The sequence below is a fragment of the Cellulosimicrobium sp. BMG9.22 genome (genome assembly GCF_059159975.1).
Genome location: NZ_JBZGBY010000013.1, coordinates 31,081 through 53,609, shown reverse-complemented (window position 1 = coordinate 53,609; position 22,529 = coordinate 31,081). Strand labels below are relative to the sequence as shown.

The following is a 22,529-nucleotide window of genomic DNA, read 5'->3' as shown; positions in this document are numbered from 1 at the left end:
CGGTCTGTGCAGGTCGGTGGGTGGCAGGTCGGGTGGGTCCGCGACGCCGGTCAGGGACTCAGCGCAGGGACGACGACGAGGGCGATCATCGCGGTGAGGCCCCACGTCGCGAGGAGGAACACGACGTCGCGCGCCCGGAACGGCACGCGGACGCGCTCGGTGCGCGTCGCGTGCGCGCCGAACCCGCGCGCCTCCATCGCGAGCGCCACGCGCTCGCCGTGCCGGATGCCGCCCGCGAGGAGGGGCACGGCGTACCCGGCGCGGCGCCGCACCGCCGCGGACGGTCCACGGCCGTGGTCGACCCCGCGGACGCGGTGCGCGCTGCGGATCACCTCGAGCTCGTGGCCGAACCTCGGCACGAAGCGCAGCGCCGCGAGCGCCGCGTACCCGATGCGGTACGGCACGCGCAGCTGCTGCACCATCGCCCGCACGACGTCCTGCCCGGTCGCGGAGAGCCCGCCGATCAGCACGAGCAGGAGCAGCGCGACGGTGCGCAGGCTCGTCGCCAGGCCGGTCGCGAGCGCGCCGGACCACAGCTCGAACGGCCCGACGGTCGCGACGAGCGTCGTGTCGTCGACCGTGCGCGGGTCGGTGAGCACGCCGAACGACACGGTCATCACCGCGGCGAGGAGCGGCAGCCCGAGCAGCAGCGCGGCGACGACCCGCAGGGACGGCCGGGCCATCGCGAGGATGGTCGCGAGCGCCGCGAGCGCGATCAGCCCGGGCGTGAGCAGGTCGCGCGTCGTGAAGACGTAGACGACGACGGGCAGGGGGCCGAGCGTCGTGACGAGCGGGTCGTAGGTGCGCAGGTCCCACGCCGGCCCGTCGAAACGTCCGCCCCGCTCCGGGCCCGTCGTGCGTCGAGCGCCGGGTGCCGGGCGCACGGCCGTCGTCGCGCTCACGCCGACGCCCCCGCCGTCACGACGGCGCCCGGCAGGTCCGCGAGCCGCGTCACCGACCGCCACGCGGGGTGGTGCACGAGGGCGCGCGTCGCCTGCGCGAGCGGCGGCGTGCGCAGGCCCGCGCTGCGCAGCACGGCCTCGTCGCCGAGCACGTCGGAGGGTGCGCCGTCCGCCAGGACCCGGCCGCCGGAGAGCGCGACGACGCGTGTCGCGTGCTCCGCGACGAGCTGCATGTCGTGGCTCACGACGAGCACGGTCGTGCCGTCGCGGTGCAGCGCGGTGAGGAGGTCGAGCAGCTCGGCGGCCCGCTCGCGGTCCTGCCCGTACGTGGGCTCGTCGAGGACGAGCACCTCGGGCCGGCAGATGATCGCGGTCCCCACGGACAGACGGCGCTTCTGCCCGCCCGAGAGCAGGAACGGGTGCCGGTCCCGCAGGTCGGTGAGCCCGAAGCGCGCCAGCACGTCGTCCACGCGGGCGGCCACCTCGTCCTCCGGGACGCCGCGCAGGCGCAGCCCGAGCGCGAGCTCGTCGTCCACGCGCCCGGTGACCATCTGGTGCTCCGGGTTCTGGAAGACGAACCCCACGTGCTGGGCGAGGTCACGCGGGTCGACGGCGGCCGGGTCCAGACCGGCCACGCGCACCGTCCCGTCGAGCGCGCCCCGCGGCGCACGCAGCACGCCCGCGGCGAGCTGCGCGAGGGTCGTCTTGCCGGCGCCGTTCGTCCCGACGACGGCGACGAGCTCGCCGCGACCGATCGTCAGCGACACGTCGTCGAGCACCGTCGTGGCGTGCCGCCCCCGGCCGCGACGGAACGTCAGGTGCTCGACGACGACCGCCGGCTCGCCCGACCGCCTCGCCGGGCGCCGGGTCGCGTCGTCGTCCGCCGCCGAGAACACCGTCTCGAAACCGGTGCCGAACCCCGCCGCGGTGGCGCGCCCCGACGCGGCGGGCTCCGGCAGGTGCGGGACGGCGTCGAGCGCCGCGGCCAGCTCGGCGGGCGTGAGCGGGACGGGGTCGAGCACGACGCCCGCCTCACGCAGCCTCAGCGCGGCGAGAGCCGCGGTCGGGAGCCACACGCCCAGCGCGGCGAGGCGTCCCGCCTCCCCGGCGAGCACGGCGCGCGTCGGCCCGTCGAGCGCGAGTCGGCCGGCGCCGTCGAGCACGACGACGCGGTCCACGAGCGACACCGCGGCGTCGAGGTCGTGCTCGACGAGGAGGACCCCGCGGTCGCCCGTCGCGAGGATCTCGCGCAGGACGTCGTAGACCTCTTCGACACCGGCGGGGTCGAGGTTGGCGGTGGGCTCGTCGAGCACGAGCAGCGGCGAGCCCAGCGCGAGCGCGCACGCGATCGCGAGCCGCTGGCGCCCGCCGCCCGAGAGCACGGCGGGGTCGTCGTCCCGGCGGTCCCACAGCCCGACGCGGCGCAGCGCCTCCTCGGCACGCGCGAGCACCTCCGGGACCGGCACGAGCAGGTTCTCCGGGCCGAAGCACACCTCGTCGAGGACCGTCCCGGTGACGACCTGTGCGTCGGGGTCCTGGAAGACCATCGCGACGTCGCGCGACAGCTGGGGCGGGGCGTGGTCCGTGGTCAGGCGTCCCGCCACGTGCACGGTGCCCTCGAGGTCGGCGCCGACGACGTGCGGCACGAGGCCGTTCGCCGCGAGCGCGAGCGTCGACTTCCCGCACCCCGACGGGCCGAGCAGCAGGACCGCCTCGCCGCGCCGGACGTCGAGCGCGACGCCGTCGGGCCGCGCCGGGCGCACGGCCGCGCCCTCGTCGGCGTGGTACCGGACCCGCACGTCCCGCACGGCGAGCAGCGACGCGCCGGACGACGCGCCGGGCGCGGGCCTGTCCACGGTCACGCGCCAAGAATAAGGCAAGGCTCACCTCAAGTGAACCGTGCTCCGAAACTCGTCGGGACGGACCGAGGCTACGCGAGCAGCACGTCGCTGCTGCGGTTTCAGCCGCCGCTGCCATCGACGCCGCACCCGCCCGGGTCTACCGTCGAACCACGGGCGCCGCTGCCCCCCGGCAGGCGCCCGGCCAACGTCGAGCGGAGGCGCGCATGGTCGCCACGAACACGAGCACAGATCCGTCGTCGGACGACGGCCGCGGTGAGGACGCCGAGCCGACGTCCCCGGACGCGTTCGCCGTGCGGCTCTTCACCGCGACGCTGGGCGCGATCGACGTGCTCGCGGTGCACGTCGGCGACCGGCTCGGCTGGTACCGGGCCCTCGCCGACGCCGGTCCCGTCACGTCGACCGGACTCGCCGAGCGCACCGGCACGCACGAGCGGTACGCGCGCGAGTGGCTCGAGCAGCAGGCGGCCGCGGGCATCCTCGTCGCCGAGGACCCGGGCGCCGGCCCCGCGCTCGTCGCGGACCCGTCGGCGGCGGGCCGCGAGCGCCTCTACGCCCTGCCCGCCGCGCACGCGGAGGTGCTCACCGACACGTCGTCGCTCGCGTACTCCGCCCCGCTCGCGCGGTTCATCGGCGCGGTCGGCCCCCAGCTCCCGCACCTGCTCGAGGCGTACCGCACGGGCGGCGGGGTGTCGTGGGAGCAGCTCGGCGACGACGCGCGCGAGGCGCAGGCCGACGTCAACCGGCCGTGGTTCGAGCAGCGGCTCGCGCCGGCGCTCGCGGGCGTGCCGTCGGTCCACCACGTGCTGTCGCGGCCGGGTGCCCGGATCGTCGACGTGGGGTGCGGGTTCGGGTGGTCGACGCTCGCCCTCGCGCGCGCCTACCCGGACGCCGTCGTGCACGGCGTCGACGTGGACCGGCCGTCGGTCGCGGCGGCCCGAGCCGCGGCCGAGGAGGCCGGGCTCGCCGACCGGGCGACGTTCCACCTCGCGGACGCCGCCGAGCTCGGGCTCGTCGAACCCGCGGGCCGGCCGTTCGACGCGGCGTTCGCCTTCGAGTGCGTGCACGACCTGCCGCGCCCGGTCGAGGTCCTCGACGCGGTGCGGCGCGCGATGCGCCCGGACGGGGTGGTCGTGGTCATGGACGAGGCGGTGGCCCAGGAGTTCACGGCGCCCGCCGACGACGTCGACCGGGTCATGTACGGGTACAGCTTGTTCGTCTGCCTGCCCGACGGGCTCTCGTCACCACCCTCGGTGGGCACGGGAACGGTCATGCGCCCCGCGACGCTGCGGCGGTACGCGCTCGAGGCAGGGTTCGCGGACGTCGAGGTGCTGCCGGTCGACGACTTCGCGTTCTTCCGGTTCTACCGGCTCGTCCACTGAGCCCGGGCCGACGACGGTCGGCTCCCCGGGCGGGAACCTGGCACCGGTGTACCGTCCCGTGCATGACCGACGTCCGCAGCCGCACCCACGCCCAGGCCGTCGACGCAGCGATCGAGCTCTTCACCCGCCAGGGGTACGAGCAGACCACCGTCGAGGAGATCGCCGACGCCGCCCAGGTCAGCCGCGCCACCTTCTTCCGCCGGTTCCGCTCCAAGGAGGACGTGATCTTCGCCGACCACGAGCTCCTGCTCGACGAGGTGGTCGTCCTCCTCGCCTCCACGCGGCCCGGGCCCGATGCCGCCGGGAGCCTCGTCCCGGACCCCACGGTCGACCCGTACCTCGAGGTGTGCCGCGCGGCCCGCCTCGTGTTCGATCACCACGTCCGCCAGCGCGAGACGTCGCTCGCGCGCCACCGCCTGTTGCAGGAGGTGCCCGCGCTGCGCGACCGCGAGCTCGTCACGACCCACCGCTACGAGCGCGCCTTCACTGCGTACCTGCGCGACGCCCTGCCGCCCGACGCGCGCCGCTCGACCGCGTCCATCGCGTTCGCCGCGTCCGTCGTCGCGGTCCACAACGCGCTCCTGCGCCGTTGGCTGCGCAACCCCGAGCAGGACCTGCGCCCCCAGCTCGAGGAGGCGTTCTCCGACTTGCGCCGCGCCGCCGTCGGGCGGTACTCCGCCCACGACGACGACGTCACCGCCCCGGCCGGTCCGCCCCCCTCGCGCGAGCGACCCGGCACCGACGGGCGCCGCGTCGTCGTGACCGTCGTCGACGCCGGATCGGACGCCGACGAGGTCGCGGACGACGTCGCCCGCGCGGTCCGCGACGCCCTGGGCTGAGCGCCGGCCCTCGCCCGGCACGGGAATGTGCCGGTAGCATCCACCGTTGCAGCACGCAGTACGCACGAACGTGCTCCGGGGTCGGTGCAATTCCGAGCCGGCGGTGACAGTCCGCGACCCGCGCCCTACGCGCGGTTGACCTAGTGGAACTCCGGGACCGACGGTGAAAGTCCGGATGGGAGGAAGCACGTGCGGCGCGACGGGTGACCCTGTCGCGCCGTCCTCACGCCCCCGGAGTCCGTCGCGCCCGGGACGACGAGGGAACACCGATGGACCTGATCCACGCGCTCTTCGACGCGCAGCTGACGATCGGCGACCAGCACCTGCTGTGGCGCGAGATCGTGGGCAACGTGTTCGGCCTGGCCTCCGCGCTGGGCGGCATGCGGCGCAAGGTGTGGGCGTGGCCGGTCGGCATCGTCGGCAACCTGCTGCTGCTCACGGTGTTCCTCGGCGCGGTCTTCGCGACGCCCAACCCCGTGAACCTCCTCGGCCAGGCCGGCCGCCAGGTCATGTTCGTCATCGTGTCCGTGTACGGGTGGGTGCAGTGGCGCCGGACCCAGCAGCGACTGGGGGACGCGGACGCGGACAGCCACGGGGTGAGCGTCGTGCCGCAGTGGGCGACGGCGCGGCAGCGCATCGCCCTCGTGCTCGCCCTCCTCGTCGGCACGGCGGTGCTCACGCCCGTCTTCCGCGCGATGGGCTCGTTCGAGCCCGTGTGGGCCGACGCCTGGATCTTCATGGGCTCGCTGCTCGCGACGTACGGCATGGCGAAGGGCTGGGTCGAGTTCTGGCTGATCTGGGTCGCGGTGGACATCGTCGGCGTGCCGCTGCTCGTCTCCGCCGGGTACTACGCGTCGGCGTTCATGTACGTCTTCTACGGCGCGTTCACGCTCGTCGGGTTCTTCGTGTGGTGGCGCATCAAGCGCCAGGCCACCGCCGAGGCTGCTGCGGCGTCGGCGGGCGTGCCCGCCTGACCTCGTGCTGAGCGTGAGGTCGCGGCCTCAGTCCTCGTAGAGCATGCGGTCCGACGGCGCGACCCGGGTCGCGCCGAGCGTCGCGTCCGCGCACAGCGCCTCGACGAGCGCGTCGCTCCCGCCGACGTAGGTGGCCGACGCGTCGATCTCCGTCCCGACGAACCACGACCGGTCCTCCGGCCACCACAGGTTCGGCGGCTGCTCCTGGTGCCGGAACACGCCCGCGTCGGCCAGCGTCCCCGTCCACAGGTGGTACTCGCGGTGCGGGAGCAGGAGCATCGGCGCGGCCGGGCGCTCGGTGAGGGTCGGGATGAGCTGCTCCCACGCCTCCGCGAGCGCCTGCTCGACCTCCGCGTCGCTCGGGCGCGGTGCGTCCGGGTGCCACGAGAAGAACGGCGAGATGCCCGACGTCGCGCGCGGGTCCGCGCCGTGGTCGTAGAGGAACGGGTGTCCCGTCCAGATCGCGAGGTGCACGGGCTGGTCGCCCGTGAACGGAGCGAGCACCGCGGCGAGGGCGTCGGTCTGCGTGGCGGGCGTGATGTCGTCGTCCGGCTCGGGGTGCTCGATGCACACGTAGGCCGCGTACCCGCGCGGCACCGTGCCGTCGACCGTCGGCCCGAAGTCACCGAGCCGCTCCGCGATCCACGCGCCGGCCGAGGCGTCGTCGTCCCAGGGCACCGCGACAGGTTCCATGTGGGGCACCCTACGCGGGGAGCGGACCGCGATACCGGGTCTCAGATTGACTGAGACTTGGTATCGCTGCACTATGGGAGAAGACCGCCGGCGACGTCGGCCCGCCACCCGGGCACCGCCGTCGCCGACGATCGCGCTCGACCGACCAGCAGCCGCCCTCCCAGGGGAGCACCGATGCCCACCACCCCGATCATGCCCGGCGTCACCGAGCCCACCTACGACCTCGTGACCCCGCTCGACCTCGACTACGCCGGCGCCTTCGCCGACGCGACCGAGGAGGACCGCGCCCACCAGCAGCGCGTGCGGCAGTTCGTCCAGGACGAGGTCCTGCCCGTCATCGACGACTACTGGGAGCGCGCCGAGGTCCCGGACGACCTCGTCAAGCGCATGGGCGAGCTCGACCTCCTGCGCGACGGCGTCGACGTCGACGGCCACCCCCGCGTCTCGCTCCTGGCCGCCGGCCTCGCCGCGATGGAGATGTCGCGCGGCGACGGCTCCGTCGCGACGATCTGCGGCGTCCAGGGCGGCCTCGCGCTGCGCAGCATCCAGATGCTCGGCTCGGACGAGCAGCGCGCGCGGTACGCCGAGCCCATGGCGCGCGGGGAGATCCTCGGCGCGTTCGCGCTCACCGAGCCCACCCACGGCTCGGACTCCGTCTCGCTCGAGACGACGGCGCGCAAGGAGACCCGCGACGGCGTCGAGGGCTACGTGCTGAACGGCGAGAAGAAGTGGATCGGCAACGGGTCGTCGGGCCACATCACGGTGGTGTGGGCGCGCCTCGTCGGTGAGGGCGGCGACGACCAGGTCCACGGCTTCGTCGTCCCGCAGGACACCCCCGGGTACACCGGCACGACGATCACCGGCAAGGTGTCGCTGCGCGCCATCTGGCAGGCGCACGTCGTGCTCGACGACGTCTTCGTCCCGGCCGAGAACGCCCTCCCGGGCGCGCGCTCGTTCAAGGACACCTCGCGCGTGCTCTTCGCGACGCGCCTCGGGGTGGCGTGGGCCGCCGTCGGGCACGCGATGGGCTGCTACGAGTCCGCGGTCGCCTACGCGAAGCAGCGCGTGCAGTTCGGGCGCCCGCTCGCTGCGAACCAGATGATCCAGGAGCGCCTCACGAAGATGCTCTCCACGGTCACGCAGCTGCAGCTCCTCGTCGCGCAGATGACGCGGCTCGACGAGGCCGGAAAGCTCACCGGCCCGCAGGCCTCGCTCGCGAAGTACACGTGCACGCGCGGCGCCCGCGAGGTCGCGGCGACGGCGCGCGACCTGCTCGGCGGCAACGGCATCCTGCTGCGGAACCGCGTCGCACGGCACTTCGCGGACGTCGAGGCCCTGCACACGTACGAGGGCACGGAGTCGGTCCAGGCGCTCATCGTCGGGCGCGACATCACGGGCGTCTCGGCCTTCGCCTGACCGGCGCGGACCCCGGCGTGCGCGCCTACGCGCCGTCGCACCGCGCCTACGCGCGTGCACCCCGCGGGGGGACGTACCCCCGCGTCGGGCACAGAGGTCCGCGTCGACCTGGCACCCACCCTGACTCCCCGGCGCCGCTCGCCCCTCCTCGCGGCGCCGGGGCCCTTCTTCTCCCGCAGCCCTTCCCCCGGACGGAGTCTCCATGAGCACCGACGCCACCACCCGCACCGTGCCCGACGGCGGAGCCGTCACCTCCGAGGACGAGGTCACCTCGGTCCTCCTGCACGGCGCGCGCACCCCGTTCGCACGCTTCCGCGGGGCGCTCGCCTCGCTCTCGGCGGCCGAGCTCGGCGCGCACGCGATCCGCGGCGCGCTCGCGGCGTCGGGCGTCTCTCCCGAGCAGGTCGACACCGTGATCCTCGGTCAGGTCGTCCAGGCGGGCGCCAAGCAGGGCCCGGCCCGCCAGGCCGCGATCCTCGCGGGCCTCGGCTGGGACGTGCCCACCGTGACCATCAACAAGCTGTGCCTCTCGGGGCTCACGGCGATCATCGACGCCGCCCGGCTGGTCCGGACCGGGGAGGCGAGCGTCGTCGTCGCGGGCGGCCAGGAGTCGATGACGAACGCGCCGCACCTCGTCGTGGGCTCGCGCGCGGGCTTCGCGTTCGGCGACGTGACGATGGCCGACTCGCTCACGCACGACGGCCTGAACGACCCGTTCAGCGGCGAGGTCATGGGCGAGCTCACCGACCGTGGCTGCGCGACGCGCGGCATCGGGCGCCCCGAGCAGGACGCCTTCGCGCTGCGCTCGCACCAGCGGGCAGCCGACGCCCGGGACGCGGGCCGCCTCGCCGAGGAGATCGCGCCTGTCGAGGTGCCGCAGCGCCGGGGCGAGCCGGTCGCCGTCGAGCACGACGAGGGCGTGCGCGCCGACACCACGCTCGACGCGCTCGAGCGCCTGCGCCCCGCGTTCGTCAAGGACGGGACCATCACCGCCGGGTCGAGCTCCCCGCTGTCCGACGGCGCGGCGGCCGTCGTGGTCGCGAGCCGCGCCTTCGCGAAGCGCAACGGCCTCACCTGGCTCGCCGAGATCGGCGCCGCCGGCCAGGTCGCCGGGCCGGACAACTCCCTGCACTCCCAGCCCGCCCGCGCCATCGAGGCCGCCGTGAAGCGCGAGGGCGTCGCCGCCGCGGACCTCGACCTCGTCGAGATCAACGAGGCGTTCGCGGCGGTCGCGCTCCAGTCGATCGCCGACCTGGGGATCGACGCGGAGGTCGTCAACACCGACGGCGGCGCGATCGCGCTCGGCCACCCCGTCGGCGCGTCGGGCGCCCGGCTCGCGCTGCACCTCGCGCTCGCGCTCCGGCGGCGCGGGGGTGGCGTCGGCGCGGCGGCACTGTGCGGTGGGGGCGGCCAGGGCGACGCGCTGATCCTCCGCGCCTGACGGCGCGACCGGGCGAGCGGGCGACCGGGCGACCGGGCGACCGGGCGACCGGGGACCACGATGCGATGTCCGATGGCCGCCGGACATCCCTGCAGTTCCGGACGAGAGTGGTGGTGCCGGCCGATCGCCGGCACCACCACCTCCGAAGGAGCAACACATGCAGTCCATCGCACTGGTCACCGGCGGCACACGCGGGCTGGGTCTCGCCGTCGTGGAGGCGCTCGCGGCCGAGGGCGCGACGGTGATCTTGGCGGGACGTCGAGCGGACGCCGTCGAGGTCGAGGTCGAGGCGCTGCGCGCCCGGGGCCTCGACGTGACCGGCGTGACGCTCGACGTCGACGACCCGGCGAGCGTCCGGGCGGCGGCCGCCGAGGTCGCGACCCGTCACGACCGCCTCGACATCCTCGTCAACAACGCCGGGATCCTGCCCGAGGCGACGACGGGAGGCGGCGAGGACGGACCGCGCTTCGTCGACGCGGACGTGTTCGAGCGCACGTTCCGCACCAACGTCTTCGGCCCGGTGGCCGTGATCGAGGAGCTCCTCCCCCTGCTGGAGCGCTCACCCGCGGGACGCGTGGTCAACGTGTCGTCGACCATGGGGTCGCTCACCGACCAGCAGGACCCCGACTCGCCGTACTACGGCATGGTCGTCCCGGCCTACCAGGCCTCGAAGGCCGCGCTCAACGCGGTCACGGTCTCGCTCGCGAAGCACCTCGCCGGGTCCCGGGTGAAGGTGACGTCGGTCTGCCCCGGCTGGGTCCAGACGGACCTCGCGCCCGGCAACCGCGAGCAGGCACCCACGACGCCCGCGGAGGCGGCCGAGATAGTGGTCCGGGCCGCCCGGCTGCCCGACGACGCGCCGTCGGGCATGTTCCTCAGCGCGAGCGGGCCCGTGGCGTGGTGAGCCGCCGCTGACTCGATTGCCCGAGCGAGCCGTCGAGCCCTGGTGCACGATGATGCACCAGGGCCGGCGCGGTTTCGACGCCGTGCTGTGACGCAGATCGCGTCACGGCATGCGGAAACCGCGTCATGGATCGTGCCGAGCGCGGTCTCTCCTCCTGGAGAACGTCCACGACGAGAGGACCGTCATGACCACCGTCACCGAGACACTGGGCCACACCGCCCGCCGCGCGACCGCCCGGGCGCGCCGATCGCACCTGTCCGCCGTCGCCGTCGTGCTCGTCGGCCTGTCCGCGGGATTCGTCGCCGCCCCCTACCTGCTCGGCTGATCCGTACCGCCGTCGACCTGCTCCGGATCTCCGCTCCCGCCGCTGCTGCGGAACGAGTCGACGAGCGCCCACACCCCGCTGGCGACGCCGACGAGGCACAGCGCGGCGAGCAGCGTCAGCACGGCAGCTCCCGGCACGTCCCCGTCCGCCCATCCCTGGACGGCGCCCAGGACGACGAAGGGCGCGAGCGGTACGCAGAGCAGCAGCACCCCGACGGCGTACCCACGGCGTCGTCGCTGGTTCTTGGGCGGCCTCGACAGCCCGTAGTGGTACAGCGCCATGGTGGGACCCTACGTCTCTGCGCCGAGGCCGTCCGCGACACCCAGCCGTTCCTCGAGGCGGTCGAGCAGGGGCACCTGCCCCGCGACGACGAGGCCCCGCGCCCGGGCGAGCGGGAACCACCCGGCCCGGTCGAGCTCGGGGAACTCCTGCATCCGGCCCGAGCGCGGCGGCCACTCCAGGGCGAACGTGTTGCTCGAGATCGTCGTGACGTCGAGCTCCGCCTCCCGTGCCCACGCCGACACGAGCTTGCCGGCCCGCTGCCGGACGGTCCCCAGGTCCAGGTCCGGCACGTGGGCCTCCGGCGCCGGCACGCCGAGCTCCTCCTCGAACTCGCGCAGCGCCGCGACGAGCCCGTCCTCGCCGGGCTCGACCTCGCCCTTCGGGATCGTCCACCCACCCGCGTCCTTGCGTGCCCACAACGGCCCGCCCATGTGCCCGAGCAGCACCTCGACGACGCCGTCGCGCACGCGGTAGAGCACGATCCCAGCTGACTGCTTCACCACTCCTTCCTACACAGGCTGCGCCGGGACGGCCCGTCGGAGCCGCCCCCGCAGCGTGTCGGGGGGTCGGCGTAGCGTCGGCTGCACCATCAGGACACGACCGCAGGAGGGACGACCATGACCACGCCGACCGTCACGCACCTCAACCCGCCCGGGCTGCACACGAACCCCGCCTTCTCGCAGGGCACGATCGTCGAGACCGGCCGCACGCTCTACGTCGGTGGCCAGAACGGGACCGACGCCAGCGGCGAGATCGTCGAGGGCGGCATCGCCGCCCAGACCGCGCAGGCGCTGCGCAACGTCCTCGCCGTGCTCGAGGAGGCCGGCGCCGGGCCGCAGGACGTCGCCCGCCTCGCCATCTACCTCGCACCGGATGCCGACCTCATGGAGGGCTTCGCCGTCGTCGGCGAGGTGTGGGGACCGCACCCGGCGGCGGTGACCGTCCTGCGCGTGGGGATCGGGCGCCCCGGCGCTCTCGTCGAGATCGAGGCGGTGGCCGCCCTCCCGCGCTGACGCGGTGGGCTCCGGCCCGGCAGGGCGCGCGGCCGGTGCACGACGGCGCCCTCTCTCCTCGGGCGTGGGGCGTCGCGCCCCGCTACTGTCCGGGGGTGCCAGCCCACCGGACCCGACGACGCGCCCTCGCGCGCGCCGCGGTGTGCGGGGTAGCCGCGTCCGTCCCGGTGCTGGTGCTCGCCTGGCTCGTCCGGGCCGAGTCGGGACTCGTCGTCGACGCAGACCGCGAGGTCGTCGCCGCCGCGACGCGGTTCACGGGCGAGCGCCCGGCCTTCGAGCGCACGCTGCTCGTCGGGCAGGAGGTGCTCGCGGCGCGGTGGATGAACCTCGCAGCCATGGGCGTGTGCCTCTGGGCGTGGCGACGGCACGGGCTCGGCACGCGAGCGGCCTGGGCCGCCGGGACGATCTGGGGCGCATGGGCGCTGGGCCTCGGGGCGAAGGAGCTCGTGGACCGCGCCCGGCCGGTCGTCGAGGACGCGGTGACGATCGTGCCCGGCTCCAGCTTTCCCTCCGGGCACGCGATGAACGCGGCCGCCGTCGGGGTGAGCCTCACGGTGCTCGTCTGGCCGCTGCTCGGCCGGCGCGGCCGCGTCGCGGTGGTCGCCGGCGCGACGGCACTCGCCCTCGTCACCGCCGCGGACCGGGTGCTCCTCGGCGCGCACTACCCCTCCGACGTCGTCGGCGGACTCCTCTTCGGCGGCGCCGTCGCGGGCGCGTCCGCCGTCGGCTACCACGGGTGGACCGCCACCCGCTCCCCCGGCGTCTCCGGCGCCACCCTAAGGAACGAGGTCTGATGCACGCCTTCGTGCACCGCTACGAGATCGACACGACCCGGCCGAGCGCGAAGGAGGTGCTGCGCGACGTCGGGCTGCGGGCCTTCCTCCCCGGTGCGGTGCTGTGGATCCTCATCGTCGCGACGGGCTTCCTGATCACGGGTCCGCTCGGCGACCTCCCGGGCGAGGTGGGTCTCAACCGGTGGTTCGAGGAGCGGCGCACGCCTTTCTGGGACGCGGTGACCGACGTGTTCTCGCTCATCGGGACCACCGAGTTCATCATCGGCGGGACCCTCCTCACGATCGCGCTGGTCTGGTGGCGTACCCGGCAGTGGTGGTTCGCGATCGTGCCCGCGATCGCCGTCGCGCTGCAGGCGCTGATCTTCCTCACGTCGTCGATCGTCGTGGGCCGCGAGCGCCCCGACGTGGAGCGGCTCGACGAGTCGCCGCCGACGTCGAGCTTCCCGTCGGGGCACACCGGCGCCTCGGCCGCGTTCTACCTCAGCCTCGCCCTCATCGCGCAGCGCATCCCGAACCCGGCGCTCCGCACGGTCGTCACCGTGCTCTGCTGCCTCGTGCCGCTCGGGGTGGGGTTGTCCCGGCTCTACCGCGGGGCCCACGGCCTGGCGGACGTCGTCGTCGGGCTCGTCAACGGCATCGCGTGCTGCGTCCTGGCATGGAACTACCTGCGCCGCGACGCCCGCGTTCCCCGCTGAGAGAGAACCCTGCTCGGACGCGAGGTAGAACTCTGGCCACCCGAGGTAGAACCGTGGTTGCGCGAGATAGAACCGTGGTTGCGCGAGGTAGAACGCTGGTCTGCGCACTCCTCCTACGACGACGGCGGGCCCGGTCCTGAGACCGGGCCCGCCGCCGTCGTGCGGATCAGCTCACGCGCACAGACCCACCGGGTCCCACGAGCCCCACGTCACGGACCCGGGCAGCTCGCCGGTCGTCCACCACTGGGCCGTGTAGTTGACCCCGGCGCGGGACACGGTCTGCCCGCCGGTGTAGACGGCCTCGCGCGACCACGCCGGGGCGCAGTCCGCGACCTCGACCTCGGGCGCCGTGCCGCAGGGACCGATCTTCTTCCACGCGTTGCTCGCGCCCGGCTCCTGGTTGCGGGTCCACCACTGTGCCGAGTACTCCGAGCCCTCGTGCGAGACGACGTCGCCACGGGTGTAGACGCCGGTGCCGTACCACGGCACCGCGCACTCGTCGGCCACGCCCGGGCCGGGGGTCGCCGCGCGGAGAGTCGAGCCCAGCGCGTCGCCCAGCTCGTTGCGGTAGTCGCCCGAGAGGTCCCACCACATCGCGCCGCCATAGCCCTGCGTCGCGACGAACTCCGCCTTCGCGGTGACGGACGCGGGGTCGTCGTAGCTCCACCACTCGTCGCCGTCGTAGAGCCAGCTCGCGCCGATCTCCGGGTCGAAGTACCGCTCGCCGTCGAACGATCGCAGCTGCGCGTACGTCTTGGTGCCGACGTAGCCCGCGGCGGGCTGCCAGCCCTGCGTGCCGTCCTCGACGCCGTACCAGCCGTGCCCGTAGGCGGCGAGGCCCGCGTTGACCTGGCTCGGGTCCGCGCCTGCGTTCACGTACATGCCCAGCGCGCCGTCGAGCCCGAGTCCCCAGTTCTGCGTGCCGTCGGGGTGCAGGTTGCCCTGGTGACCCGTCTGGTTCGGCACCCAGCCGCCGTGGAAGTCGTAGCCCTGGACGTTGAGGAAGTCGACGACCGCGAACAGTCGCGGGTCGAGCCAGCCGCCCTGGCCGGCGTTCCAGCCGCCCGCCGGCGCGAACGCCGTCAGGAGGTAGTCCTCGTCGTTCGCCGCGCCGCGCGCGTCGAGCGCGGTGCGGAACTCCTCCATGAGGAGCAGGAAGTTCTCCTTGTCCTCGGGGCGGGCGTTCGCCGTCTCGCCGCCGGTGACGGGCCACTCCCAGTCGATGTCGATGCCGTCGAAGATGCCGGCCGCGGCGCCCGGGCCGCCCTTGCCGTCGACGACCGGCAGGTCGCCGTCGATGTACAGGTCGAGGCACGAGTCGACGAGCGCCGTGCGGCCCTCGGGCGTCGAGGCAGCCTCGGAGAAGTTGTCCGACCAGGTCCAGCCGCCGAGCGAGATGAGGATCTTCGTCTCAGGGCTGACCGCCTTGAGCTTCTTGAGCTGGTTGAAGTTGCCGGCGAGCGCCTGGCCGGGCTTGTCCGCCTTGCCGTCGACGGAGTCCGCGGCCGGGACCTCCGCGACGAAGTCGTTGAGCGGGTCGCCCTCGCCGGGGACGTCGGCGATGTCGCACACCAGGTCCGTGGTGACGTTGCCGAAGGCGTAGTTGATGTGCGTGAGGTCCTCGATCGCGCCGGTGCGCAGGAGGTCGACCACGTGGAAGTCGCGGGTGACGCGCGAGTCGGCCATGACGTAGCCGACGCTGCGGAACCCGTTGATGTCCGACGGCCCGGCGACGGACGGCGCCGGCTTCGCCGTGGGCTGCGGCGCCGCCGCGGCGGGCGACGCGAAGGTGGCCGTCGTCAGCGCGAGCGCGCCGACGACGGCGGTGGTCGCGACCACGCGCGAGCGGGCGGTCCGTCCGGGCGAGGTCGTGACGAGCGAACGGCCCGAGGAGGCCGCGCTGGGTGTCGATCGATCGGTCATGAAGGCCTCGTTGCTCTTCGGTCCGGGCTGGGGATCCCGGATTTGTTCGGTCTCCTGCAACCTACCTGTGAGGCAGGGGTTACGCCAGGGTCCGAACGAAAAATCGCCGTCTCGATCGGATGACGAGGACGTGTCCGATTCTGCGCAAGTAGCCATGAGTCTGGGCATCGATGGTAAATCGGGTTACGGTAACTGCACTTACCTTGAGTCGAGGAGCGATGATTCCGTGACAGAGATCCAGCGCCCAGACGACCTGTTCGACCGAACGCACGAATGGGATGACCTCACGCACCTCGTGGCCACCGAGGCCGCGGGCCTGCGCATCGGTGTCGTGACCGGCCGTCGGCGCCACGGCAAGAGCTACGTCCTGCGACGACTCGCACACGCCTCGCCGGAGGGCCTGTACCACCAGGCGCGCGAGCTCGATCGTCCCCTGGCGCTGCGTCAGTTCGCTCTCGACATCGCCGACGACCTCGACCTGGACCCGGACACCCTGAGGTTCGAGGACTGGGAAGCCGGCCTACGGGTCGCCCTGGGGATGCGTCGTGGCGCACGCGGTCGACAGCGACACCGACCGCGCCTCCTTGTCATCGACGAACTTCCGTATCTGCTCGCGCACTCCCCCGAGATCCCTTCTGTACTGCAGCTCCTGTACGACGAGGCACAGAACGACCTCGAGCTGCCGTCGACGACGGTCGTCCTCTGCGGGTCGTCCCTGTCGGTGATGCGCGAGCTCCTGGCCGGCAGCAAGCCGTTGCGCGGCCGGGCCCAGCTCGAGCTGAGCATGACATCGTTCGACTACCGGACCTCCCGCGAGTACTGGGACATCGACGACCCGCTCGTCGCGTTCCACGTGGACGCCATACTCGGCGGCACCCCGGGCTACAAGCAGCTCGTGACCGCGCCACCGCCCTCCATAGCGACCGGGCTCGAGCAATGGCTCGCTCGTCAGGTCCTCAACCCCGCGAGCGCGCTCTTCAACGAGAAGTCGTTCCTCCTGCGCGAGGATCCTCGCAACCTGGACAAGGCCGTCTACAACAGCGTGCTGCAGGCCGTCGCGGATGGGCATCGTTCCCCCACGGCCATCGGGTCCGTCGTCGGTCGCGACTACAACGCGCTCAAGTACCCGCTCGCCACACTCGAGAGTGCGGGCTTCCTGCTCCGGGTCGACGATGTCCTGACCCGGAAACGACCGCTCTACTATCTGGCCGACCCCATCATCAGGTTCAGCCAAGCGGTCATCGACCCGCACCGGGCGCTCCTCGAGGAACGTGATGTACGTACCGCGTGGAAGGCCGCGTCCGAGGCATACTCCACGCACGTCCTCGGCCCCCACTTCGAGCATCTCGCACGTGTCTGGACCGCACGATTCTCCGGGGAACGGTGGGGACGCCCGGTCGGCGAGGTGGGGCCCGCCGTCATCAACGACGCCAAGGGACGCTCCCAGCACGAGCTCGACGTCGTCGCCCTCGAACGCGGCCGACGCCGGCACGACGAGAAGGCGCCGATCGTCGTCCTCGGAGAAGCCAAGTCGACCACGAGACGGCGCACCCTCTCGGACCTGCACCGGCTGGAGCACATCCGCACAGTCCTCCAGGACGGCGGTCGCGACGCCGCCGGAGCTCAGCTAACCCTCTTCAGCCGCAGCGGGTTCGACGAGAACGTGACGGAGGTCGCGGTTGATCGCCCGGACGTGCACCTGGTGACTCTGGAAGATCTGTACGTCAGGTAGTGCGGAACGGGCGATACCTTCAGATCGGATGAGGCGGTCTTCGATCGCCCAGTGGCCCAGACCCAGATCGGCAGCACTGCCCGGGGATCGTCAAACACCGGTAGCCTGCCGGCCATGACCGAGCCGTCGGAACCAGTGGACCTCGTGGATCATCGAGTCGCGGTCGCCAAGGCCGGTGTTGCCTTGGGCACCGCAATGGCGGCCGGCGCCGACGGGTCGCTAGCGCTTGTCGCCGGTCTCGGAGCGCTGGCAGGCGAGTATGCACCGGTTGTCATCGCTGAGTGGAGGTCGAAGGGAGCACGAATCGACCTCGCTGGTGAAGTCGCTATCGCGGTGGCCGGTTCGCCTGAGGCCCTCCTCGAAGCGGTCACCCGTGATGAGGAAGCAGGTTCGCTCTTCGTCGCCGCGATCGAGGGCGCGGCACGAACGGATTATCCGCCATCAGTTCGGTCGATCGGCCGAGCCCTCGCCGAGGGTGTACTCGACGATGGCGCCAAGCTCGACAGCAAACGACAGTACGTCGAAGCTCTGTCGCAAGTTAGCCGGCCTCACGTTGTCGTCATGTGGGCGCTGCGCACCGAGTCAGGCGTGCCGACAGACAGCTCGGAGTCAGGATGGGTACCGCTCACCCTGTCGAGGAAGGAACTGAAGGATTCGCTGCCCGAGTCGTACAGGTCAACGCTCGATCGATTGCTCGCAACCCTGGAGCGCGAAGGGCTCGTGGACCGGGGTACGGGCATCCCCGCTGACCTGACATACGGCGACCTCAAAGACGGGCGCCGCCCGCCGGTGCGCGATGACCCTAGTACCCACTGGGCTCTAACAACCTTCGGCCTCGCAACGTTGGCACGGCTCTACCAGGAAGGCGCAAGGGACGACATCCCGCCTGAACCGCCCCGCGAGTACCAGGGCTGAGCCGCGCTCCTGGCGCACCCGCCAGGGCAACCAGAGTGAAATCGGAGGGCCCGGCACGACGAAGGGCCCCACAGCCGCAGGATTCTGCGGGTGGGGCCCTTCGGGTGGCGGTAGCGGTGAGATTCGAACTCACGGTGGACTTTCACCCACACACGCTTTCGAGGCGTGCTCCTTAGGCCGCTCGGACACGCTACCTCGCCGGTGACACCGGCCCAGGAAGGATACCTGGTCCGGGCCCCGGACACCGAATCGGCGGGATCACGCCCCGCCGAGCGCCTCGGCGAACAGCGGCACGACGTTGTCGATCGCGTAGATCACGGCCGTCGGCGTGCCGAGCGAGAAGGCGTTGGAGAGGTCCTTGTCGTCGAACACGACGTAGCGGCCGTCGGCGACGGACGGCACGGCCTGGAACTGCGGGAGCGCCTCGACGTCGGCGGCGGTGAAGCCGATGGGCTGGATGACGGTGAGGTCGGCGTCGAGCAGGTCGACGTTCTCGGTGCCGAGGTTGGCGGAGAACTCCTCGCCGGCTGCCTCGTCGATCTCGGGCTTGGTCTCGAAGCCGAGGCCCTGCATGAACTCGCCGCGGCTCGACGTCGACACGTACGCGCCGAAGCCCTCGGACCAGTACGACCCGATGACCGCGGTCTTGCCCGCGAAGCCGGGGTTCTCGTCGCGCGCGGCGGCGAACGCGTCGTCGACCTCGGCGAGCAGCTCGTCGCCCGCCTCGCTGCGCCCGAGGGCCGCGGCGATCATCGACACCTGGTCGTCCATGGACGCGAGGTAGGCCTCGCCACCCTCGGGCACCCCGATGGTCGGCGCGATCTCGGAGAGCCGGTCGTAACGCTCCTGGTCGCCCGACGACTTCACGTCGAGGATGACGTCCGGCTCGAGCACGGCGATCTGCTCGTACGACGGCTCGAGCGTCCCGATGATCTCGGGCGACTCGGTGTACGCGTCCTCGAGCCAGGGGCCGACGCCGTCGCCGCCGAACGCGAGCCAGTCGCTCGCCCCGACGGGCTCGACGCCGAGCGCGAGCGCCGTCTCGGCGTCGCCCCAGCCGAGCGCGACGACGCGCGTCGGCTCCTCGGGGATCTCGACGTCGCCGAACGCAGTGGTGACGGTCACGGGGAACGCCTCGGCCGCGGCGCCGGTGCTGCCCGACGGCGCGGGGTCGCCCTCGTCGGTCGCGTCGCCGGACGAGCAGGCCGCGAGCGCCAGGACGGCGAGCGCGGACGTCGCGGTGAGCGCGCGACGGAGCGTGGTGGTGCGGTGCATGAGACTCCTCAGTCTTCGAAGATCTGGCCGACGGGCTCGCGCTTCTCCGCCTGGAAGCGGTCCTCCGCGCGGCCGTAGGCCCAGTAACCAGAGAGGGACAGGTCGGTGCGCGGGACGCCGCGCTCGGCGAACACTCGACGCAGGGCCTTCATGGCCTCGCGCTCGCCGTGCGCGAAGACCTGCACGCGGCCCTCGCGCCACGCGAGGTCGGTGACGGCGTCGGGCAGGAGCGTCGTCGTCCCGGCCGGCGCGTCGCCGCGCAGCACCCAGGACACCTCGACGCCGGAGGGCGCCTCGAGCGGGAGCCGGTCCGCCTCGGTGGCCACCTCCAGCACGGCGTGCCCGACGGCGTCGCGCGGCATCACCTCGAGCGCGGCGGCGATCGCGGGGATCGCGGAGTCGTCGCCCACGAGGAGGTGCCAGTCGGCGGTGGGGTCCGGGGAGTAGAGCCCGCCGGGACCGCGGAAGACGATGCGGTCCCCCGTTTCGGCCCGGGCGGCCCACGGCCCGGCAAGGCCCTCGTCGCCGTGCACGACGAAGTCGATCGCGAGCCGCTGCGCCTCGGTGTCGACCCAGCGCACGGTGTACGTGCGGGTGACGGGCAGGTCCTCGGGGGCGAGCGTCTCGCGCAGCGCCTCGACGTCGTACGGGGGCTCGAGGCCGAGCTCGGGCTTGGCGAAGAAGATCTTGACGTAGGCGTCGGTGAACGCGTTCGGGGTGAACGCGGCGAACCCCTCGCCGCCCGCGACGACGCGCACGAGGTGCGGGCTGAGCCACGAGGTCTCGAGGACCTCGAGGATCGTCTGGGGGCGCGCGCGGCGAGGCGCCTGCGCGGTGGTGGTCGACATGAAAACCTCTCGTCAGTGACTTAGGTGAGGCTAACATCAGCAGCGCGCCGCTCAGCTATGACGCCGGTCACGCAACCGCCGGCGCGAGCAGGTGACCGAGCGACTCCCGAATCCTCGACGCCGACGTCTGGACCCCGCAGCGATGCGGCAACAGAGCCAGGACCGTCGTCCGCCGAGGTAGAACCCTGGTCGATCGAAGTAGAACCCTGGTCGATCGAAGTAGAACCCTGGTCGGTCGAAGTCGAACCGGGGTCCGCCGCCGTAAACCCCGGTCGGTGAGCGAAGACCAGGGCGAGACGGCGCCGGGAGGGGTGGGTGGGGGCGCCGCGTCGTGGACGGGCCTGGCGGGAGCGCCGCGAGGAACGAGCGGCGCGGATGGTAGACGCGGCGCCCCCACCCACCCCGACACCCAAGGCGACCCGACCGCCGTCCGACAAGGAACCACGGTTCTACCTCGCGCGACCACGGTTCTACCCCGGCAGACCAGGATTCTCCCTCGGCGCACGTCGTACGGTGGGAGACGTGCCCGACGACCCTTCGACACCTTCGACACCGACGACCCCGACCAGCTCGCCTGCCCACGTTGCGACGTCCTCCGCCGACGTGCCGACGACGTCCGCCGTCCCGACGCTCTCGTCGCGGCTCGCGTGGCGCCCGAGCCAGCCGCCGACGTCGGGCACGGAGCCGGCGCCGCGGACGGGGACCGTCGACGACGCGATCGCGCTCCTGCAGGGCCTGCGGATCACCGCGCTCACGGGTGCGGGCCTCTCGACGGACTCGGGGATCCCGGACTACCGCGGCCCGGACTCGCCGCCACGCAACCCGATGACGTACCAGCAGTTCGTGCAGGACGAGGCGTTCCGCCGGCACTACTGGGCGCGCAACCACGTGGGCTGGCAGCACGTGCACCGCACGCACCCCAATGCCGGTCACCGGGCGCTCGCCGGGCTGGAGGACGCGGGCGTCCTCGTCGGGCTGATCACGCAGAACGTCGACCTGCTGCACGAGGACGCGGGCAGCCGCCACGTCATCGACCTGCACGGCCGCTACGACCGCGTGATCTGCCTGCAGTGCGGCCGCGTCATCTCGCGCGAGCACCTCGCCGAGCGGCTGACGGCGCTCAACCCGGGGTTCATCGAGAGCATCGGCGACGTCGCGGACGTCGAGATCGCCCCGGACGCGGACGCCGTGATCGAGCAGACGTCGCACTTCCAGCCCGCGCCGTGCGAGTTCTGCGGCGGGGTGCTCAAGCCGGAGATCGTGTACTTCGGCGAGAACGTGCCGCGCGAGCGCGTCGAGCGCGCGTACGCGATGGTCGACGACGGCGACGCGCTCCTCGTCGCAGGGTCGTCGCTCACGGTGATGAGCGGGCTGCGGTTCGTGCGGCACGCGGCGAAGCAGGACAAGCCGGTCGTCATCGTGAACCGCGGCTGGACCCGCGGCGACCCGCTCGTGACGCTCAAGGTCGAGGCCGGCACCACCGAGACCCTCACAGCGCTCGCCGCGGCGCTCACACCCTGAGGCGAGCGATCTACGAGCGGTGGGGAGGGAGGACGGCGCCGGGTCGTGGTGGGCCTGGCGGGAGGCGCCGAGGAACGAGGCGCCGGATGGTAGACCCGGCGCCGTCCTCCCTCCCCGCCGCGGTCGTAACGACCCAGGGCAGTGCGCTCAGCGCTGCGCGCTGAAGAAGTCGCGCAGGAGCTGGCCGCACTCGTCCTCGCGGACGCCGCCGATCACCTCGACGGCGTGGTTGGCGCGCTGGTCGCGCACGAGGTCCCAGACCGAGCCGGTCGCACCGGCCTTGGGGTCCCACGCGCCGAGCACGAGCCGTTCGACGCGCGCCAGGACCAACGCGCCGGCGCACATGACGCAGGGTTCTAGCGTGACGACGAGCGTGCAGCCCTCGAGCCGCCACTCCCCCCGGGTCGCGGCGGCCTGGCGCAGCGCGAGCACCTCGGCGTGCGCGGTCGGGTCGCCGGTCTCCTCGCGCCGGTTGCGGCCGAGGCCGAGGAGCCGCCCGTCCGGCCCGACGACGACCGCCCCCACGGGCACGTCGGCGCTCGCGAGGGCGTGGGTCGCCTCGTGCAGCGCGAGCCCCATGAGTGCGTGCCAGACGTCGCGGCGCGCGGCGAGCGTGGCGGGCGGAAACGTCCCGGCGGCCCAGGGCAGCTCGAGCCCGCGGGGCTCGGGCGCCGAGTCCGTGCCGTCGCCCGGCAGCGCACGGGACGTCGTCGTGCCCGACGCCGACTCCCCGCCCAGGTGGGCGGAATCGCCGGGGCGAGCGACGTCGTCGGGCACGGGACCTCCATGAGTTGTC

At 73.1% G+C, this 22,529-nt stretch carries 22 protein-coding genes, 1 tRNA gene and 1 riboswitch; of the genes, 13 read left to right on the top strand and 10 right to left on the bottom strand.

The genetic code is table 11. From position 1 onward, the window contains the following. Positions 1 to 50: 50 nt before the first annotated feature. Together AC4H2H_RS10755 and AC4H2H_RS10750 are read right to left on the bottom strand one after the other, a co-directional pair. On the bottom strand, positions 51 to 902 hold the full coding sequence (locus AC4H2H_RS10755; protein WP_494370803.1) for an energy-coupling factor transporter transmembrane component T: 852 nt from the start codon (positions 900 to 902) through the stop codon (positions 51 to 53). Continuing rightward, a complete protein-coding gene (locus AC4H2H_RS10750) occupies positions 899 to 2,764 on the bottom strand; it encodes an ABC transporter ATP-binding protein (protein ID WP_494370802.1) in 1,866 nt (621 codons plus the stop codon). The genes AC4H2H_RS10755 and AC4H2H_RS10750 overlap by 4 nt, the downstream gene beginning before the upstream one ends. Positions 2,765 to 2,967: 203 nt before the next feature. Here AC4H2H_RS10750 and AC4H2H_RS10745 point away from each other — a divergent pair, with 203 nt between their 5' ends. From AC4H2H_RS10745 to pnuC, 3 genes are all read left to right on the top strand, one after another. Continuing rightward, positions 2,968 to 4,143 (top strand): class I SAM-dependent methyltransferase, encoded by a 1,176-nt coding sequence (locus AC4H2H_RS10745; protein WP_494370801.1) that lies wholly within the window; start codon positions 2,968 to 2,970, stop codon positions 4,141 to 4,143. Between the two features lie 62 nt (positions 4,144 to 4,205). Continuing rightward, positions 4,206 to 4,982 (top strand): TetR/AcrR family transcriptional regulator, encoded by a 777-nt coding sequence (locus AC4H2H_RS10740; protein WP_494370800.1) that lies wholly within the window; start codon positions 4,206 to 4,208, stop codon positions 4,980 to 4,982. Positions 4,983 to 5,048: 66 nt separating this feature from the next. Next, positions 5,049 to 5,175: riboswitch (FMN riboswitch) on the top strand. A gap of 76 nt (positions 5,176 to 5,251) precedes the next feature. Then, positions 5,252 to 5,956 (top strand): nicotinamide riboside transporter PnuC, encoded by a 705-nt coding sequence (gene pnuC, locus AC4H2H_RS10735; RefSeq protein WP_494370799.1) that lies wholly within the window; start codon positions 5,252 to 5,254, stop codon positions 5,954 to 5,956. A 27-nt stretch (positions 5,957 to 5,983) separates the two neighbouring features. Here pnuC and AC4H2H_RS10730 read toward each other — a convergent pair whose 3' ends face one another. Then, entirely contained in the window at positions 5,984 to 6,649 is a 666-nt protein-coding gene (locus tag AC4H2H_RS10730) for a hypothetical protein (protein WP_494370798.1), read from the bottom strand. 174 nt (positions 6,650 to 6,823) lie between these two features. On the opposite strand from AC4H2H_RS10730, the gene AC4H2H_RS10725 reads away from it, so the two are divergent. The 4 genes from AC4H2H_RS10725 to AC4H2H_RS10710 all read left to right on the top strand — a co-directional run bounded on the left by AC4H2H_RS10725 (position 6,824) and on the right by AC4H2H_RS10710 (position 10,735). After that, positions 6,824 to 8,065: an acyl-CoA dehydrogenase family protein gene (locus AC4H2H_RS10725; RefSeq protein ID WP_494370797.1), complete on the top strand. Its 1,242-nt coding sequence runs from the start codon at positions 6,824 to 6,826 to the stop codon at positions 8,063 to 8,065. Positions 8,066 to 8,267: 202 nt separating this feature from the next. Beyond that, a complete protein-coding gene (locus AC4H2H_RS10720; RefSeq protein ID WP_494370796.1) occupies positions 8,268 to 9,506 on the top strand; it encodes an acetyl-CoA C-acyltransferase in 1,239 nt (412 codons plus the stop codon). Between the two features lie 157 nt (positions 9,507 to 9,663). Continuing rightward, a complete protein-coding gene (locus tag AC4H2H_RS10715) occupies positions 9,664 to 10,410 on the top strand; it encodes an SDR family NAD(P)-dependent oxidoreductase (protein ID WP_494370795.1) in 747 nt (248 codons plus the stop codon). Positions 10,411 to 10,594: 184 nt separating this feature from the next. After that, a complete protein-coding gene (locus tag AC4H2H_RS10710) occupies positions 10,595 to 10,735 on the top strand; it encodes a hypothetical protein (protein ID WP_494370794.1) in 141 nt (46 codons plus the stop codon). On the opposite strand, the gene AC4H2H_RS10705 is transcribed toward AC4H2H_RS10710, so the two are convergent. Then, positions 10,720 to 11,016, bottom strand: coding sequence for a hypothetical protein (locus AC4H2H_RS10705; protein ID WP_494370793.1), 297 nt, complete (start codon positions 11,014 to 11,016; stop codon positions 10,720 to 10,722). The genes AC4H2H_RS10710 and AC4H2H_RS10705 overlap by 16 nt on opposite strands. Before the next feature lie 9 nt (positions 11,017 to 11,025). Further along, positions 11,026 to 11,517, bottom strand: a complete 492-nt coding sequence (locus tag AC4H2H_RS10700; protein WP_494370792.1) for an NUDIX hydrolase — start codon at positions 11,515 to 11,517, stop codon at positions 11,026 to 11,028. A gap of 117 nt (positions 11,518 to 11,634) precedes the next feature. Here AC4H2H_RS10700 and AC4H2H_RS10695 point away from each other — a divergent pair, with 117 nt between their 5' ends. The 3 genes from AC4H2H_RS10695 to AC4H2H_RS10685 all read left to right on the top strand — a co-directional run bounded on the left by AC4H2H_RS10695 (position 11,635) and on the right by AC4H2H_RS10685 (position 13,519). Then, on the top strand, positions 11,635 to 12,030 hold the full coding sequence (locus AC4H2H_RS10695) for a RidA family protein (protein ID WP_483774319.1): 396 nt from the start codon (positions 11,635 to 11,637) through the stop codon (positions 12,028 to 12,030). A 95-nt stretch (positions 12,031 to 12,125) separates the two neighbouring features. Continuing rightward, the gene (locus tag AC4H2H_RS10690; RefSeq protein ID WP_494370791.1) at positions 12,126 to 12,824 is read left to right on the top strand and encodes a phosphatase PAP2 family protein; all 699 of its coding nucleotides are present in this window, start codon (positions 12,126 to 12,128) and stop codon (positions 12,822 to 12,824) included. After that, positions 12,824 to 13,519 (top strand): phosphatase PAP2 family protein, encoded by a 696-nt coding sequence (locus AC4H2H_RS10685; protein WP_494370790.1) that lies wholly within the window; start codon positions 12,824 to 12,826, stop codon positions 13,517 to 13,519. Before AC4H2H_RS10690 ends, AC4H2H_RS10685 begins: the two co-directional genes overlap by 1 nt. 171 nt (positions 13,520 to 13,690) lie before the next feature. Here AC4H2H_RS10685 and AC4H2H_RS10680 read toward each other — a convergent pair whose 3' ends face one another. After that, the gene (locus AC4H2H_RS10680) at positions 13,691 to 15,358 is read right to left on the bottom strand and encodes a glycosyl hydrolase family 18 protein (RefSeq protein WP_494370789.1); all 1,668 of its coding nucleotides are present in this window, start codon (positions 15,356 to 15,358) and stop codon (positions 13,691 to 13,693) included. On the opposite strand from AC4H2H_RS10680, the gene AC4H2H_RS10675 reads away from it, so the two are divergent. Together AC4H2H_RS10675 and AC4H2H_RS10670 are read left to right on the top strand one after the other, a co-directional pair. Beyond that, entirely contained in the window at positions 15,309 to 17,174 is a 1,866-nt protein-coding gene (locus tag AC4H2H_RS10675; RefSeq protein WP_494370788.1) for an AAA family ATPase, read from the top strand. The two genes, AC4H2H_RS10680 and AC4H2H_RS10675, sit on opposite strands and share 50 nt — an antisense overlap. A 114-nt stretch (positions 17,175 to 17,288) precedes the next feature. Then, positions 17,289 to 18,089, top strand: a complete 801-nt coding sequence (locus AC4H2H_RS10670) for a hypothetical protein (protein WP_494370787.1) — start codon at positions 17,289 to 17,291, stop codon at positions 18,087 to 18,089. Between the two features lie 105 nt (positions 18,090 to 18,194). Here AC4H2H_RS10670 and AC4H2H_RS10665 read toward each other — a convergent pair. The 3 genes from AC4H2H_RS10665 to AC4H2H_RS10655 form a co-directional block, all read right to left on the bottom strand. Beyond that, positions 18,195 to 18,284, bottom strand: a tRNA-Ser gene (locus AC4H2H_RS10665). Positions 18,285 to 18,347: 63 nt separating this feature from the next. Then, positions 18,348 to 19,364: an iron-siderophore ABC transporter substrate-binding protein gene (locus AC4H2H_RS10660; protein ID WP_494370786.1), complete on the bottom strand. Its 1,017-nt coding sequence runs from the start codon at positions 19,362 to 19,364 to the stop codon at positions 18,348 to 18,350. Between the two features lie 8 nt (positions 19,365 to 19,372). After that, complete coding sequence (locus tag AC4H2H_RS10655; protein ID WP_494370785.1) at positions 19,373 to 20,212, bottom strand: siderophore-interacting protein; 840 nt, start codon at positions 20,210 to 20,212, stop codon at positions 19,373 to 19,375. Positions 20,213 to 20,929: 717 nt separating this feature from the next. Here AC4H2H_RS10655 and AC4H2H_RS10650 point away from each other — a divergent pair. Then, positions 20,930 to 21,733 carry an NAD-dependent protein deacetylase gene (locus tag AC4H2H_RS10650; protein ID WP_494370851.1) on the top strand — a complete coding sequence of 268 codons (804 nt, stop codon included), beginning with the start codon at positions 20,930 to 20,932 and terminating at the stop codon, positions 21,731 to 21,733. 147 nt (positions 21,734 to 21,880) lie between these two features. Here the strand turns inward: AC4H2H_RS10650 and AC4H2H_RS10645 are convergent, their stop codons facing one another. Further along, on the bottom strand, positions 21,881 to 22,312 hold the full coding sequence (locus tag AC4H2H_RS10645; RefSeq protein WP_494370850.1) for a nucleoside deaminase: 432 nt from the start codon (positions 22,310 to 22,312) through the stop codon (positions 21,881 to 21,883). Between the last annotated feature and the right edge of the window lie 217 nt (positions 22,313 to 22,529).